The sequence below is a fragment of the Streptomyces gardneri genome, from assembly GCF_006539185.1.
GTDB lineage: Bacteria > Actinomycetota > Actinomycetes > Streptomycetales > Streptomycetaceae > Streptomyces > Streptomyces gardneri.
The window spans coordinates 1-13,539 of the sequence record NZ_BJMN01000068.1 but is presented as its reverse complement, the minus strand read 5'-3'; the positions used below and the strand labels follow the sequence as shown (position 1 = coordinate 13,539).

Annotated in this window: 15 protein-coding genes; 10 read left to right on the top strand and 5 right to left on the bottom strand. The window is 71.4% G+C overall.

Annotated elements, in window-relative coordinates:
• Positions 1-21: 21 nt before the first annotated feature.
• Entirely contained in the window at positions 22-489 is a 468-nt protein-coding gene (locus tag SGA01_RS36860) for a hypothetical protein (RefSeq protein WP_141302437.1), read from the bottom strand.
• A 5-nt stretch (positions 490-494) separates the two neighbouring features.
• Positions 495-1,478, bottom strand: a complete 984-nt coding sequence (locus SGA01_RS36855; protein WP_229918231.1) for a helix-turn-helix transcriptional regulator — start codon at positions 1,476-1,478, stop codon at positions 495-497.
• 127 nt (positions 1,479-1,605) lie between these two features.
• Between SGA01_RS36855 and SGA01_RS36850 the strand changes: the two genes are divergently transcribed.
• On the top strand, positions 1,606-1,824 hold the full coding sequence (locus tag SGA01_RS36850; RefSeq protein ID WP_141302435.1) for a hypothetical protein: 219 nt from the start codon (positions 1,606-1,608) through the stop codon (positions 1,822-1,824).
• Positions 1,821-2,141, top strand: a complete 321-nt coding sequence (locus SGA01_RS36845; RefSeq protein ID WP_141302433.1) for a Rieske (2Fe-2S) protein — start codon at positions 1,821-1,823, stop codon at positions 2,139-2,141. The genes SGA01_RS36850 and SGA01_RS36845 overlap by 4 nt, the downstream gene beginning before the upstream one ends.
• 113 nt (positions 2,142-2,254) lie before the next feature.
• Here SGA01_RS36845 and SGA01_RS36840 read toward each other — a convergent pair whose 3' ends face one another.
• Complete coding sequence (locus SGA01_RS36840; protein ID WP_141302431.1) at positions 2,255-2,659, bottom strand: pyridoxamine 5'-phosphate oxidase family protein; 405 nt, start codon at positions 2,657-2,659, stop codon at positions 2,255-2,257.
• Positions 2,660-2,782: 123 nt separating this feature from the next.
• Between SGA01_RS36840 and clpB the strand changes: the two genes are divergently transcribed.
• A complete protein-coding gene (clpB, locus tag SGA01_RS36835) occupies positions 2,783-5,374 on the top strand; it encodes an ATP-dependent chaperone ClpB (protein ID WP_141302429.1) in 2,592 nt (863 codons plus the stop codon).
• Positions 5,375-5,390: 16 nt separating this feature from the next.
• On the opposite strand, the gene SGA01_RS36830 is transcribed toward clpB, so the two are convergent.
• Entirely contained in the window at positions 5,391-5,819 is a 429-nt protein-coding gene (locus SGA01_RS36830; RefSeq protein WP_141302427.1) for a hypothetical protein, read from the bottom strand.
• Positions 5,820-5,925: 106 nt separating this feature from the next.
• Here SGA01_RS36830 and SGA01_RS36825 point away from each other — a divergent pair, with 106 nt between their 5' ends.
• On the top strand, positions 5,926-6,459 hold the full coding sequence (locus SGA01_RS36825; RefSeq protein WP_055646184.1) for a type III secretion system chaperone family protein: 534 nt from the start codon (positions 5,926-5,928) through the stop codon (positions 6,457-6,459).
• A gap of 125 nt (positions 6,460-6,584) precedes the next feature.
• On the opposite strand, the gene SGA01_RS36820 is transcribed toward SGA01_RS36825, so the two are convergent.
• A complete protein-coding gene (locus tag SGA01_RS36820) occupies positions 6,585-7,763 on the bottom strand; it encodes a pyridoxal phosphate-dependent aminotransferase (RefSeq protein WP_141302425.1) in 1,179 nt (392 codons plus the stop codon).
• Between the two features lie 190 nt (positions 7,764-7,953).
• On the opposite strand from SGA01_RS36820, the gene SGA01_RS36815 reads away from it, so the two are divergent.
• The 6 genes from SGA01_RS36815 (at position 7,954) to pyrE (ending at position 13,443) form a co-directional block, all read left to right on the top strand.
• On the top strand, positions 7,954-8,151 hold the full coding sequence (locus tag SGA01_RS36815) for a hypothetical protein (protein ID WP_174867654.1): 198 nt from the start codon (positions 7,954-7,956) through the stop codon (positions 8,149-8,151).
• A gap of 532 nt (positions 8,152-8,683) precedes the next feature.
• Complete coding sequence (locus tag SGA01_RS36805; protein WP_055642633.1) at positions 8,684-9,202, top strand: DUF2617 family protein; 519 nt, start codon at positions 8,684-8,686, stop codon at positions 9,200-9,202.
• 75 nt (positions 9,203-9,277) lie between these two features.
• Complete coding sequence (locus SGA01_RS36800) at positions 9,278-11,077, top strand: spermidine synthase (RefSeq protein WP_371866286.1); 1,800 nt, start codon at positions 9,278-9,280, stop codon at positions 11,075-11,077.
• 98 nt (positions 11,078-11,175) lie between these two features.
• Positions 11,176-12,045: an SRPBCC family protein gene (locus SGA01_RS36795; protein WP_141302419.1), complete on the top strand. Its 870-nt coding sequence runs from the start codon at positions 11,176-11,178 to the stop codon at positions 12,043-12,045.
• 37 nt (positions 12,046-12,082) lie between these two features.
• Positions 12,083-12,868 carry an aldose epimerase family protein gene (locus SGA01_RS36790; RefSeq protein WP_141302462.1) on the top strand — a complete coding sequence of 262 codons (786 nt, stop codon included), beginning with the start codon at positions 12,083-12,085 and terminating at the stop codon, positions 12,866-12,868.
• Positions 12,869-12,903: 35 nt separating this feature from the next.
• On the top strand, positions 12,904-13,443 hold the full coding sequence (gene pyrE / locus SGA01_RS36785) for an orotate phosphoribosyltransferase (protein ID WP_141302417.1): 540 nt from the start codon (positions 12,904-12,906) through the stop codon (positions 13,441-13,443).
• Positions 13,444-13,539 lie beyond the last annotated feature (96 nt).

Here is a 13,539-nt window from a genome sequence, read left to right as displayed (position 1 = left end):
TGGAAGGGGCCTCGTCGTATGTCAGGGGGTCAGCTCGCCCACGACGTCGGCGAGGGTCTCCCACCAAGGGGAGGCGCCGGTGCCGAACGCGGCGGCGAGGGCGGTGCCGAGGGCGAGGTCGTGAGGGGTGGGGTCGCCGTCCCACTCGTCGATGACCCTGCCGTCGCCCGAGGAGGTGAGGGTGCCGATCCGGCGCCGGTCGCGGGTGAAGCGGCTGTCCACGTACCCGCAGGGCGCGAGCCGGTAGCGGACCCCTTCCACCCGCACGTCCACGCGGTAGGAGCGCCGCAGGAGCCGCCCGCGCGCGGGCCGGATGACGGCCGCCTCCCCGTCGACGCTGAGCGCGAGCAGGGCGGGCTTGCGGGTCCCGATGGGGGTGTGGGCGTCGGGAGCGGTCCCGGGGGCTCGTACGAGCTCCACGGTGGGCAGCCCGTGGCCGGAGACCCGGAGCGTCCCCGCGGGTCCGTCGAGGTCGATCTGTACGTACACGCTGGTCAGTTGTCCCGTTCGAGGATGCCGGACTGGGCGATGAGATAGCCGAGCTGAGCCCGGCTGCCGCTGCCGAGCGCGGAGGCGAGCTTGGCGATGTGGGCCCGGCAGGTACGGACGTTCATACCGAGCCGCCGGGCGATGGCCTCGTCGACGTGACCTTCGACGAGGAGCTTGGCGATGGACCGCTGGACACCGCCGATGCCGTCCACGGACGGGCTGTAGGGGATCTCCTCCTCCCACGGCACGCCGTGCAGCCAGAACTGGTCGAAGACGCCGACGAGGTACTGGACGAGGCCCTCGTGGCGGAGTTCGAGTGCGACCTGGCGGTCGCTGCGGGCCGGGACGAAGGCGACCTTGCGGTCGACGATGATCAGCCGGTCGATGATCTCTTCGAGGGTGCGGAGTTCGAGTCCGTAGGGGGCGACCCGCTCCACATAGGCCAGCGTGGCGGGGTGGTGGCGGGCGGTGTGCTGGTAGAGCGTGCGCATCCGGACACCGCGGTCGAGCAGGGGCGCCATGCGCCGCAGGGCCGCCTCCAGCGTCTCGGGGCGCCGTCCGCTGCCGGGCTGGATGGTGAGGAGCTCCGTCGTGCACTCGTTGATGACGCGGTCGAGCGTCGCGTTGATGACGCTGAGGCCTTCGAGGACCGTGATGGCCTGGGTGGCCGAGGGGTCCTGCGCGTGGATGGCGAGAAACGGTTCGAACGCGTCGGCCAGGGATATGGCGTGCTGGCGGCGCGCCTGTATCTCCTGCTCGATGGGGTGGATCAGCTGGTTGAGCGCTATCGAGGGCGGCACCGCGCGCAGCCACTGGCTGTCGTCCGGGTCCGGGTGGAGGAGGGAGAGTTCCGTCAGGCAGGGGGCGTCCTCCGCCTCGGAACGGGCGATTCGGCCTGTGCGGAGGGCGTTCGCGTACAGCTCTTTCCCGACGTCGCATAGTTCACCGTGACTGTGCTTATGGCCTGATTCGTCACCTTCGAGCATCATTCGCACCCCCCTCAGGGTCATGAATTACAGGAACATGATGCCCGGGTTGGCTGGTGGAAAGGGGCGATGGTGAGCCATCGTCTTAGCGCGGGGGGGAGGTAGTGATCAAAAGAGGTGGAGATCGGCCATGACCAGGATGGTTCGTGCACTTAGCGCCATAGCCGTTGCGGCGGCTGCTCTCGGTGTGCTCGCAGCCAACGGCGAGCCTTCGTGGGAGAGCAACCCGGCGCATTCGGTGGTGGCGGGCCCGAGCGAGCCCTCATGGGAGATCGCGCCGGCGCACGTCATTCTCGCCAGTCCCGAGGAGCCCTCCTGGGAAATCGCACCCAAGGGTGCGGGCGAGTGAGCGTGCCGCCCGATGATCGCCGGTTCCGCCGGGAGATGGCTTCGGCCTATCGCTCCGGCTGGCACTTCGTCGACCTCGCCACGGCCATCCCCCACCGTGGCGACGCGCTGAAGGTCACCCTCTTCGGAGAACCGATCATCGTGGCACGTGAGCAGGACGAGGACGTCCGCGCCTACCGCTGTCTCCGCCGGCCCCGCGGTGCGCCGCAGCCCATCCGCTGTGCCATCCGGTACGGCATGATCTTCGTCAATCTCGACCAGCGGGACCACCAGCTGATCGAGCCCGAGACCATCACCGCCACCCCCCGCAGTGCCTGAGCGATTCCCCCGTCGTTGTAGATCGCTCCGGCACTTCCCCCACACAGCGGCGCCATCGCGGACCTGAAACGCGATGGCGCCGCTGTGCTGCGCCCGTACGTCCGCCGTGCTTCCTACGCGCGGCCCATCGCCCGCGTGAGGGCGATCTCGATGACGACCCGGTCCGGGTTCGGGGCCGGCGTCCGGCCGTACCGCGCGGCGTAGCGGTCGACGGCGTCCGCGACGACCTCCGCCTCCGTACGGATGTGGGCGACGCCCTCCAGGGTGGCCCAGCGCCCCTTGTCGACCTGGCAGACCGCCACGCGCGCCCCGTCCGCGCCCGCCGCCAGGACGTTGGCGACCTTCCGGCTGTTCTTGTTGGTGATCACCCGCGCGTACCCGCCCTCGGGGTCGTACGTGACGCCGACCGCCACGACGTGCGGGGTGCCGTCCGCGCGCGGGGTCGTGAGGGTGCACATGTGGTACTCGCGCCAGAAGCTGAGGTACGAGTCGGAAGGGTTCCTCGGGTCTGTGGCCATGCCCCGGAAACTACCCGTGGCAGGACTCTCACCGAAACATTGAGCGGAATGGACTCAACTTTGTGTACGTTGGAAGGGTCATAGAGGGAAAGTAGTCGCAGGCACCAAGGAGGAACACCGCACGTGGACGTCGAACTGACCAACCGGAGCCGGGACGCGCTCAACGCGGCCACGAGCCGCGCCGTGTCCGAGGGGAACCCGGATCTCATCCCCGCGCACCTGCTCCTGGCCCTGCTGGCGGGTCAGGACAACGAGAACATCACCGACCTGCTCGCCGCCGTCGAGGCCGACCAGGCGGTCGTGCGCTCCGGCGCGGAGCGGCTGATCGCCGCCCAGCCGAGCATCACGGGATCCACGGTCGCGCCCCCGCAGCCCAACCGCGAGTTCCTCGCGGTCATCGCCGACGCCGACAAGCGCGCCAAGGAGCTCGGCGACGACTTCCTCTCCACCGAGCACCTGCTCATCGGGCTCGCCGCCAAGGGCGGGCAGGCCGGTGAGATCCTCGACCGGCAGGGCGCGAGCGCGAAGAAGCTGCTCGACGCCTTCGAGAAGAGCAGGGGAGGACGCCGGGTGACCACACCCGACCCGGAAGGGCAGTACAAGGCGCTGGAGAAGTTCGGCACGGACTTCACGGCCGCAGCGCGCGAGGGCAAGCTGGACCCGGTCATCGGCCGGGACCACGAGATCCGGCGCGTCGTGCAGGTGCTGTCCCGCCGCACCAAGAACAACCCGGTCCTCATCGGTGAGCCCGGCGTCGGCAAGACCGCCGTCGTCGAGGGGCTCGCCCAGCGGATCGTGAAGGGCGACGTACCCGAGTCGCTGAAGAACAAGCGGCTCGTCTCGCTCGACCTCGGCGCGATGGTCGCCGGGGCGAAGTACCGCGGCGAGTTCGAGGAGCGCCTCAAGACCGTGCTCTCCGAGATCAAGGCGAGCGACGGCCAGATCATCACCTTCATCGACGAGCTGCACACCGTCGTCGGCGCGGGCGCCGGCGGCGACTCCGCCATGGACGCGGGCAACATGCTCAAGCCCATGCTGGCCCGCGGCGAGCTGCGGATGGTCGGCGCGACCACCCTCGACGAGTACCGCGAGCGCATCGAGAAGGACCCCGCCCTGGAGCGCCGTTTCCAGCAGGTCCTGGTCGCCGAGCCCACGGTCGAGGACACCATCGCGATCCTCCGTGGCCTCAAGGGCCGGTACGAGGCGCACCACAAGGTGCAGATCAACGACTCCGCGCTGGTCGCCGCCGCGACCCTCTCCGACCGGTACATCACCTCGCGCTTCCTCCCCGACAAGGCCATCGACCTCGTCGACGAGGCCGCCTCCCGGCTCCGTATGGAGATCGACTCCTCGCCCGTCGAGATCGACGAGCTCCAGCGCTCCGTCGACCGGCTCCGCATGGAGGAGCTGGCCCTCAAGAACGAGACGGACCCGGCGAGCAGGCAGCGCCTGGAGAAGCTGCGGCGCGACCTCGCCGACCGTGAGGAGGAGCTGCGCGGCCTCACCGCCCGCTGGGAGAAGGAGAAGCAGTCCCTCAACCGGGTCGGCGAGCTCAAGGAGCGCCTCGACGAGGCCCGTGGGCGGGCGGAGCGCGCCCAGCGCGACGGCGACTTCGACGCCGCCTCCAAGCTGCTGTACGGGGAGATCCCGGCCCTGGAGCGGGAGCTGGCGGAGGCGAGCGAGGCCGAGGCCCAGCAGGAGTCGTCCAAGGACAGCATGGTCAAGGACGAGGTCGGCCCCGACGACATCGCGGACGTCGTCGGCGCCTGGACCGGCATCCCCGCCGGCCGCCTCCTGGAGGGCGAGACGCAGAAGCTGCTGCGCATGGAGGACGAGCTCGGGCGGCGGCTGATCGGCCAGTCCGAGGCCGTGCAGGCCGTCTCCGACGCCGTGCGCCGCACCCGCGCGGGCATCGCCGACCCCGACCGCCCCACCGGCTCCTTCCTCTTCCTCGGCCCCACGGGCGTCGGCAAGACCGAGCTGGCGAAGGCCCTCGCCGACTTCCTCTTCGACGACGAGCGGGCCATGATCCGCATCGACATGTCGGAGTACGGCGAGAAGCACTCCGTCGCCCGGCTGGTCGGCGCGCCTCCCGGCTACGTCGGCTACGAGGAGGGCGGCCAGCTCACGGAGGCGGTCCGCCGCCGCCCGTACAGCGTGGTCCTGCTCGACGAGGTGGAGAAGGCGCACCCGGAGGTCTTCGACGTCCTGCTCCAGGTCCTCGACGACGGCCGCCTCACCGACGGCCAGGGCCGGACGGTGGACTTCCGCAACACCATCCTGATCCTCACGTCGAACCTGGGCAGCCAGTACCTGGTCGACCCGTCGACCTCGGAGGACGTGAAGAAGCAGCAGGTCCTGGACGTGGTGCGGGCGAGCTTCAAGCCCGAGTTCCTCAACCGCCTCGACGACCTGGTGGTCTTCTCGGCGCTCGACCGGGCCGAGCTGGGCCGGATCGCGCGGCTCCAGATCGACCGCCTCGCGAAGCGGCTCGCCGACCGGCAGCTCACCCTGGACGTCACCCCGGAGGCCCTGGAGTGGCTCGCCGAGGAGGGCAACGACCCGGCCTACGGCGCGCGCCCGCTGCGCCGCCTGATCCAGACGGCCATCGGCGACCGCCTCGCGAAGGAGATCCTCGCGGGCGAGGTCGTCGACGGCGACACGGTCCGCGTGGACCGCGTCGAGGACGGCCTGATCGTGGGCCCGGCGCGGTAGCCAGGGCCTCGCGGGGCTACATGTCGAAGGAGGTCAGGTGTACGAGGCCGGTGCCGTCGTCCTCGTACACCACCTTCACGTGGACGTAGAGCACCTGGTCGTGGTCGACGACCCGGCACAGGTCCTCCTCGCAGGGGGTGTCCGGCTCGGCGTCCGGATAGGTGGCCTTCAGCCAGTCGGCCACGCCGGCGCGCGGCATGCGGAAGTCCACGGTGACGTACGAGTCCTGCCAGTGCATCCCCGTACAGCGGGCGTCCTGGGCGTCCGCCGGGAGGCGGCCGCGCGCGAAATCCATCGCCTCGGCGCAGTCCACCGGCTGCGGCCTTCCGGCCTCGCCGAAGGAATAAACCCACCAGGCCATCATCGTGACGGGCAGACCGCAGAGCACTGTGAGCCCCACGAGGAGCCAGATCCACCACCGGGATTTCTTCTTCTCGTCCCCCATGGGCACGAGATCATGTCAGCTGGGAGCGGATCGCGGCTGGTGGGGCTCCCATGAACCGCCCGACATGGGGGAGGATGGCGAGCATCCGTACGAAGGGAAATTCACGGTGAGCATCGACCCGTCCTCGATTCCGAATTTCGGGGGCCAGCCCCAGCCTCAGGCCGCAGGACCGGCGGGCCCCGTCGTCCCCGACCAGGACCTCGTCAAGCAGCTCCTCGAGCAGATGGAGCTGAAGTACGTCGTCGACGACGAGGGTGACCTCGCGGCGCCGTGGGAGGAATTCCGCACGTACTTCATGTTCCGCGGCGAGGACGAGCAGCAGGTCTTCTCGGTGCGGACGTTCTACGACCGCCCGCACTCGGCCGACGACCGCGCCAAGGTCCTCGACGCGATCGACGACTGGAACCGCCGCACCCTGTGGCCCAAGGTCTACACCCACCTGCACGAGGAGGAGGACGGCTCCGCCACCCTCCGTCTCATCGGTGAGGCCCAGATGCTGATCGGCACCGGCGTCGCCCTGGAGCACTTCGTGTCCTCCACGGTCAGCTGGGTCCGCGCCTCCATCGAGTTCGACAAGTGGGTCGTGGAGCAGTTCGGCCTGGAGACCCCCGAGCAGAAGGCCGGCGACGAGGAGGCCTGAGCCTCCCCGCCGCACAGCCCCACCGCACGGCCACGAGAGCCCGGCTCCCCTTCCGAGGGGGCCGGGCTCCCGTGCGTCCGGGGCGGGCCTCAGGCGCGCGTCCGGGGCGCGGGGCGGCGCTGAGCTCAGGCGAGGCGCTTGAGGCGGTTCACCGCTTCCTCCAGGACCTCCGTCTTCTTGCAGAAGGCGAAGCGGACGAAGGGGGCGCCGGCCTCGCGGTGGTCGTAGAAGACGGCGTTCGGGATGGCGACGACGCCCGCGCGCTCGGGGAGCGAGCGGCAGAAGGCGAAGCCGTCGTCGGCGCCGAGCGGGCGGATGTCGGTGGTGACGAAGTAGGTGCCCGCCGGGCGGTAGACCTCGAAGCCCGCCTGCGCGAGGCCCTCGCTCAGCAGGTCCCGCTTGGCGCGCAGATCGGCGCGGAGGCCGTCGAAGTACGCGGCGGGGAGGCGGAGCGCCTCGGCGATCGCGTACTGGAAGGGGCCGGAGGACACGTACGTGAGGAACTGCTTGGCCGAGCGGACGGCGGCGGTCAGCTCGGGGCTCGCGGTGATCCAGCCGACCTTCCAGCCGGTGAACGAGAACGTCTTGCCGGCCGAGCCGATGGTGACCGTGCGCTCCCGCATCCCGGGGAGGCTCGCGAGCGGCACGTGCTCGGCGTCGTCGAAGACCAGGTGCTCGTACACCTCGTCGGTGACGACGAGCAGGTCCCGCTCGATCGCCAGCTCGGCGACGGCGGTCAGCTCGGCCCGGGTGAGGACCGTGCCGGTGGGGTTGTGCGGGGTGTTGAGCAGGATCAGCCGGGTCCGGTCGGTGACGGCGGCCCGCAGTTCGTCCAGATCGAGGACGTAGGCGCCCTCGTGCGGGCGGAGCGTGACGGGGACGCGGGTGCCGCCGGCCATCGCGACGCAGGCCGCGTACGAGTCGTAGTACGGCTCCAGGGCGATCACCTCGTCGCCCGGCTCGACGAGCGCGAGCAGGGCCGCCGCGATCGCCTCGGTGGCACCCGCGGTGACCAGCACCTCCGCGTCGGGGTCGTACGTGAGGCCGTACCACTCCCGCTGGTGGTCGGCGACGGCCCGGCGCAGCTCGGGGACGCCGGGGCCGGGCGGGTACTGGTTGCCGAGGCCGTCGCGCAGCGCGCGGACCGCGGCCTCGCGGATCTCCTCCGGGCCGTCGGTGTCGGGGAAGCCCTGACCGAGGTTGATCGACCCGGTCCTGGCGGCCAGCGCGGACATCTCGGCGAAGATCGTCGTCCCGAATTCGGCGAGCCGGCGGTTGAGCAGCGGTCGTGTCATGACCGCCATCCTGGGGGGAAGCTCTGGACTTGCTCAAGTGCGCTTTGGCGACGGTCCGCCGAGGGGATCGCCCTGGCATGAACATCGCATTCTTCATCCTCGGGATCGCGGCCGTGATCGCGATCGTGGTGTGGGTCGTCGCGCGGTCCCTGCGCGACACGGTGCGTTCCGGTGGCAGCGTCGGGGGGAGCGAGAGCTGGTGGGCCGGGTCGGGCGACTCGTCCTCGTCGTCCTCGTCGTCCTCGTCGTCCTCGTCCTCGTCCTCGTGCTCGACGTCCTCGTCCTCCTGTTCCACCTCCAGCTCGTCGTGTTCGAGCTCCTCCTGCTCCTCGTCCTCCTGCTCCAGCTCCTCGTCCTCGTGCAGCTGAAGCTCTGGCATCGCTCAAGTCGTCTTTGACGGGGGGCTGCACAGGGCATCCCCCTCGTACAGAAGAACGGGGGTAGTACAGATGGATCTGTTCATCATCTTCATCGGTGCGGTCATCATCATCGGGCTCGTCTCCTTCGTGCGCCGCGCCATCGGCGGAGGCGGCGGCCGGAAGCGCGGTCGCAGCTGGGCCGACGGTGGCGGCAGCGGCTCCGGGGGTTGCGGAGGGGGCTCGAGCTCCTGCGGGTCCGGCTGCGGGGGTGGAGGCTGCGGCGGCAGCTGAGGCGTAACGGCCCCGGAGGCACGTGACGTTGGCATTTCGGCGGATCTTGTCGATCAATTCTGATTGAACAATTGAACTGTGGGGTCCCCGAAGGGGTTGGAAACCACGGCAAGTTGGGTAAAAACGCTGCGAGTCGCCCGGCGTCCGTGGTTCTCTCGCTCCTGACAGAGACAGCCCTCGGACCGTGTGTGGAACCGAGCCGGCGATCCCCCACTCCCGTTGGACCCTCTCCGGGGCGCCCCCGGCCCACCCGTCAAACCGTGTTTGCGGAGCCGACCCATGCTCACCACCCTGAAAACCTCCTACACCGATACCCGCGCGGCCGATCTGGCCTGGGCCCTCGGGCGCGAGCCGCTGCCCGCCCTCGCCGTACTCGACCTCGAACTCTCCGGCGCCAGACTCCAGTTGAGGCTGCTCGGCGCCTCCCACCAGGTACTTCTGGAGGAGGAGGGGCGCAGCTGCTCGGAGACCGTCGCCTGTATGCCCGGCAGCAGCACCCCCCTCCCGCTCGGCGTCTCCAAGCGCGTCGGCGAATGGGAGTACGAATTCGCGGCGCGTGTCGAGACGCTCTCGCACGGCTCCTTCGCGGGCCGTGCGCAGGAGCTGCTCGCGCTCGTCGCCGACCACCCGAACGGCCTCGCGGGGACCTTCCCCGGCTCCCCGCACGCCTTCACGGCGATGCTGGCGCAGCGCCACGAGGGCCAGGTGCGCTGGCGCACCTGGCACGCCTACCCGCAGGAAGGGCAGCTCGTGGTGACCAGGACCCGAATCGGCGCACGTATGCCCGCAACGCTCTGATACGCCCCTTCAGAGCTCCAGATGCATTCGTGTGGGTGACAAGGAGTATGTAAGTCGTGACGTAGCGTTACGTTCATGATCGAGCCGACCGTGACCATGCCACCCACCAGGGTGCGACAACCGCCTCTGCGGCGGCGCGGGCGGCCGCCCAGACCGTCCAGGCCGACCAGGTCGCGCCGGTCGCCCCGGCCGCCGAGGTCGCCGCGGTCGGCCGAAGCGGTGCGGTTCCCGGTCCTCGCCGTGGTCTTCGTCTGCGCCGCCTGCGGGCTGGTGTACGAACTCGAACTGGTCGCACTCGCCTCCTACTTGATCGGCGACTCGGTCACCCAGGCCTCCGTCGTGCTCTCCGTGATGGTCTTCGCGATGGGTGTGGGCTCGCTCCTCGCCAAGCGGCTGCGCTGCCGTGCCGCCGTCGGCTTCGGCATGGTCGAGGCCGGGCTCGCGCTCATCGGCGGCTGCTCGGCCCTCGCGCTCTACGCGGCCTTCGCCTGGCTGGGCGAGTCGCGGTACGTCGTCGTGGCCTTCTCGCTCGCCATCGGTGTGCTCATCGGCGCGGAGATCCCGCTCCTCATGTCCCTCATACAGCGGGCCACCGGGGCCGGGAGCGGATCCGCGCCCGCGTCAGGGGCCGGATCCGGCGTCGGCGTCGGGCCGGGGGCCGCGAAGCGGGCGAGGCGACAGGCCCCGGCCGCCGAGCAGGACGACGCCGCGGGGACGGTCGCCGACCTCTTCGCCGCCGACTACGTCGGCGCGCTCGTCGGCGGCCTCGCCTTCCCCTTCCTGCTGCTGCCCTGGCTCGGCCAGCTCACCGGCGCGCTCGTCACCGGCGCGGTCAACGTGATCGCGGGCGGCGGGCTCGTGCTGTGGGTGTTCCGCCGCGACCTGACCTCCCGCTCCCGCGCCCTGCTGATCGCGGTGAACGTGTCGGTCCTGGCCGTCCTCGCCACGGCGACCGTGCTCGTCGACGACTTCGAGGAGGCCGCGCGCCGGGCCGTGTACGGGGAGAGGGTGCGGGTCGCCGTCCACACCGACCTCCAGGAGGTGGTGGTGACGGGAGGCCGCGAGGGGCCGCCCGACCTGTTCCTCGACGGCCGGCTGCGGGTGTCGGGACAGGACGAGCACCGCTACCACGAGGCGCTCGTCCACCCCGCGATGAACGGTCCGCACGAGCGCGTCCTGATCGTCGGCGGCGGGGACGGGCTCGCCGCCCGCGAGGTGCTGCGCTACCCCGGCGCCTCCTCCGTCACCGTCGTCGAGCTCGACCCCGGTGTCGTCCGCCTCGCCCGCACCGATCCGGCCCTCGCCACGCTCAACGCACAGGCGTTCCGGGACCCGCGCGTCCGGGTGGTCTACGCGGACGCCTTCAACTGGCTCAGGGGCGCCGCCGATCGTCTGCAGGAACGGTACGACGTGGTGATCTCCGACCTCCCGGACCCGGGCATCACCCCCAGCACCAAGCTCTACTCGGAGGAGTTCCACGGACTCGTGGCCCGCGTCCTCACCCGTTCGGGACGGTTCGCCGTCCACGCCGGATCGGTCACCGACCGGCCGCACACCTACTGGACCGTGGACGCCACCCTGCGCGCCGCCGGGTTCGCGACCCGCCCGTACAGCGCGAGCGGCCGCACCCCCGGTTTCGCGGCGGGCCCCGACCGCGCCGACCGCACCAGCGGGACGGAGCGGGGGCCGGGGGACTGGGGCTTCCTCCTCGCCGTCCCGGGCGGCCGGCCGGCCGCCCTCGGCCTCGCACCCGACGCGCCCCGGCTGCGCTCCCTCGGCGTGGGCACCCTGGAGGCCGCGGCCCGCCGCGCCGAACGGACCAGGGGCGCCGAGCTGCCGCCCTCGACCCTCGTCCACCCGAGGTACGGCGGCTGAGGGACGGCGGCAGGCCGGCGTCGCCTCTCTCGCGGGGGCGCGCGGGCCCCCGCGCAAAGAGGCGACGCCGCGCCCCGGCCTGAGTAGGCTCGGCTTCCATGGAGCATGAGGTGTTCGTTCCGGTCCCGGCCGAGGCCCTGCGCGCGACGCTCACGGACCCGGCCCGGGTGGTGCGCTGCGTGCCCGGCCTCCAGCGCGACGCCGACGCGGAGGCGGACCCCCTCGCGGGCCGGCTCAAGATCCGGGTCGGCGGCCACACCATCACGTACCGGGGCGCCCTGCGGGTCGTCGAGCGGGACGGCGCCATCACCTACGAGGGGCAGGGCGCCGAGGCCCGGGGCAAGGGCACGGCCGAGCTCTCCCTGACCGTCGTCCTCACCCCTGTGGGCGAGGGCACGAGCCTCACCTTCACCGGCGCGCTGACGGCGGCCGGCCGGCTCGCCGAGGCGACGGACGAGGCGCGGGCCACGGCCGGCACCAAGCTGCTCGACAAGTTCGCGGAGGCGCTGGCCGCGCTCGCGGGGGAGCCGGAGCAGTCGGAGGGCAGCCACCTCGACGCGGACTCGGACGCGGCCCCCGACTCCGACTCCGACTCCGACTCCGACTCGGACTCGGACTCCGACCACGACGGTGTGGACGACGGCGTCGAGGAGCCCGCGCGCCCCTCCGTCGTCGACGCTCCCGTCCCGCCCGCCTCCCTCGACCCCCTCCTCGACCCGGACTTCGGCGTCACCCCCGTCGAGTTCCCCTCCCCGCAGCCCCCCGTCGAGGCCGCCCACGCGCGGCGGACCATGATCGGGCGCAGCGCCGAGGAGGTCGACCACGCCCCGCCGCGCGGCCGGTACGCGCCCGTCCCCGCCCCCGAGGCCACCAGCACGGCCGCCACCCTGCGCTGGATCGCCCCCGCCGCCGCGCTCGCCATCGCCTCCGCGGTCGTCGTCGGCCGGGCCCTGCGCCGCCGTCGTTGAAACGGTCCAATCGGAGCTCTAGGGTCGGGACGTGACGATGCAGACGCGACTGACGGCGGGCGACGCCGAGTTGACCATCAACCCCGAGCACGGCTGCCGGATCGAGAGCCTGCGCATCGGCGGCACCGAAGTGTTGCGCCAGGGCGAGCGGTTCGGAAGCTTCCCGATGGTGCCCTGGTGCGGGCGGACCGAGAACGGCCGCTTCCGCGACGGGGCGACCACGCACCAGCTGCCGGTCAACGCACCCCCGCACGCCATCCACGGCACCGTCCGCGACCTCGCCTGGAACACCGCCCGAGTCTCCGGGACGGAGGCGGTCTTCACCTGCGAGCTCGGGGACCCGTGGCCGTACAAGGGCAGGGTGACCCAGGTCTTCGAGCTGGCCGAGGACTCCCTGACCCTCCGCTTCGGGGTCGAGACCTACGACACCTCCTTCCCGGCGCAGGCCGGCTGGCACCCCTGGTTCCTGCGCAACCTCGGCAACGGCGGCCAGGACGTGACGCTCGACTTCGCCCCCGGCTGGCAGGAGGAGCGCGGTGAGAACCACCTCCCCACCGGTCGCCGGATCGACCCGCTCCCCGGCCCCTGGGACGACTGCTTCGGGATGCCCGACGGCGTCGACGTCACCCTCACCTGGCCGGAGGAACTGGAGCTGAAGGTCGGCAGCCGCGCCGAGTGGGTCGTGATCTACGACGAGCCGGCCGAGGCCGTCTGCGTCGAGCCGCAGTCCGGCCCCCCGAACGGCCTCAACACCCATCCGCGGTACGTCACCCCGATCGACCCCCTGGAGGTCGAGAGCGTCTGGCGCTGGCGGCGGCTGTAAGCGATCGTGAGGAGAGGCCCCTTAAGCTGCTGACCATGACTGACGTACGCGCTGACCTGCTCCAGCAGATCAAGGACAAGGCCGTGGTGCACGGCAAGGTGACCCTCTCCTCGGGTCTGGAAGCCGACTACTACATCGACCTGCGCCGCATCACGCTGGACGGCGAGGCCGCGCCGCTGGTCGGTCAGGTCATGCTCGACCTCACCGCCGAGCTGGACTTCGACTGCGTCGGCGGTCTGACGCTCGGCGCCGACCCGGTCGCCACCTCGATGCTGCACGCCTCCGCCGCGCGCGGACAGCGCCTCGACGCCTTCGTCGTGCGCAAGGCGCAGAAGGCGCACGGCATGCAGCGCCGTATCGAGGGGACGGACGTGAAGGGCCGTCGCTGCCTCGTGGTCGAGGACACCTCGACCACCGGCGGCTCCCCGCTGACGGCCGTCGAGGCCGTCCGCGAGGCGGGCGGCGAGGTCGTGGCCGTGGCCACGATCGTGGACCGCGGCGCTGCCGGCGCCATCGCCGAGGCGGGCCTGCCGTACCTCACCGGCTACGAGCTCACGGATCTGGACCTGGCGTAACCGCCGCGAAGTCGTGACTTAGGTCCCGGACCCCGGCGATACCGGTCCTGACCTGCGTTTTCCTCCAGGGGCGGGGTGTTTCACGTGAAACACCCC